The following is a 1,129-nucleotide window of genomic DNA, read 5'->3' as shown; positions in this document are numbered from 1 at the left end:
AGCCCGGCGCCCATCAGGCAGACCGACGCCAGGCCCGCACCCCGCGTCAGCGCCACCGCCGCCAGCACCGGTGTGCCGCTGATGCCCAGTTGGAAGGCCGAGACCGTCGTGGCCCCCGCGAGCGGCGGCGCGTTCGCCGCGATCGCGAAGACCCGGCCGTAGACGGCGGGATTGAGCACGAACGCCGCGATGCCCAGCGCGAACACCGCGGGCACCACCGCCCACGTGTGGCGGATCGCGACCGCCATCACCAGTCCGTCCGAGCATGCGAAAACGGCAATTTATGTTGCCGATTCCGGGACGCGTCGATTGACTGCGCCCCATGGACGACCAGCCCGGCGTCGGCGCCGTCATCGACCAGATCGCCCCGCGGCTGCGCCGCACCCGCGAGCACAAGGGCGTCAGCCTCGCCGGCCTCGCGCGCGCCACCGGCATCTCCACCAGCACCCTGTCCCGGTTGGAGTCGGGACAGCGCAAGCCGAGCCTCGAACTGCTCCTGCCCGTCACCGCGGCCCTCGGCGTCCCGCTCGACGAAATCGTCGCCGCGCCCCGCGTCGTCGCCCCCCGGGTGCCGCAGCAGGCCACCACCCGCGACGGGCGGGTGCTGATCCCGCTGTCGCGGCAGCAGGGCGGACCGCGCGCGTACAAGATGACCGTCCCGGCCCACGACAAGGAACCCCACCTGCGGACACACGCGGGCCACGAATGGCTCTACGTGCTGCGCGGGCGCCTGCGCGTACGGCTCGCCGACCGCGACTTCGCCATGGCCGCCGGCGAAGCCGCCGAGTTCGACTGCCGGATCCCCCACTGGTTCGGCGCCGCAGGCCGCGGGCCCGTCGAAGTCCTCAGCCTCTTCGGCAAGTCGGGCGAACGCATCCACCTGCGCACCGCCCGTCGCTGAGCACCCGCCGGCGCCTCACGGCTCCCTGGTCGCCGCCTCCAGCGCGCGGCGCGTCGCCGGGCCGTAGACGCCGCGTTCGTCGCCCTCGACGTCGTTGTCCCGCTGGAAGCGCACGACCGCCTGGCGCGTGAAGAAGTCGAACTCGCCGTCGGTGTCCTCCAGGACGTTGTAGCCGGCCTCGATGAGCCGCTTCTGCATCTCCGCGACCTCGGGCCCCGCATCGCCCTC

2 protein-coding genes and 1 pseudogene are annotated in these 1,129 nt (G+C 73.3%); 1 reads left to right on the top strand and 2 read right to left on the bottom strand.

The window, feature by feature from the left end:
* A pseudogene (locus H5J30_RS34865) lies at positions 1-248 on the bottom strand (Cmx/CmrA family chloramphenicol efflux MFS transporter); the annotation flags it as partial.
* A gap of 74 nt (positions 249-322) precedes the next feature.
* On the opposite strand from H5J30_RS34865, the gene H5J30_RS34860 reads away from it, so the two are divergent.
* Positions 323-901, top strand: coding sequence for a helix-turn-helix domain-containing protein (locus tag H5J30_RS34860; protein WP_181791806.1), 579 nt, complete (start codon positions 323-325; stop codon positions 899-901).
* Between the two features lie 15 nt (positions 902-916).
* Here the strand turns inward: H5J30_RS34860 and H5J30_RS34855 are convergent.
* The coding region (locus tag H5J30_RS34855) for a peptidoglycan-binding domain-containing protein (RefSeq protein ID WP_181791805.1) at positions 917-1,129 on the bottom strand (213 nt) is incomplete at its 5' end.

Origin of the sequence: Streptomyces phytophilus, assembly GCF_013870535.1 — a bacterium.
Taxonomy (GTDB): Bacteria; Actinomycetota; Actinomycetes; order Streptomycetales; family Streptomycetaceae; genus Streptomyces; species Streptomyces phytophilus.
Note: the sequence above shows the minus strand (reverse complement) of the source record. Positions and strands in the feature narration are given on the sequence as shown.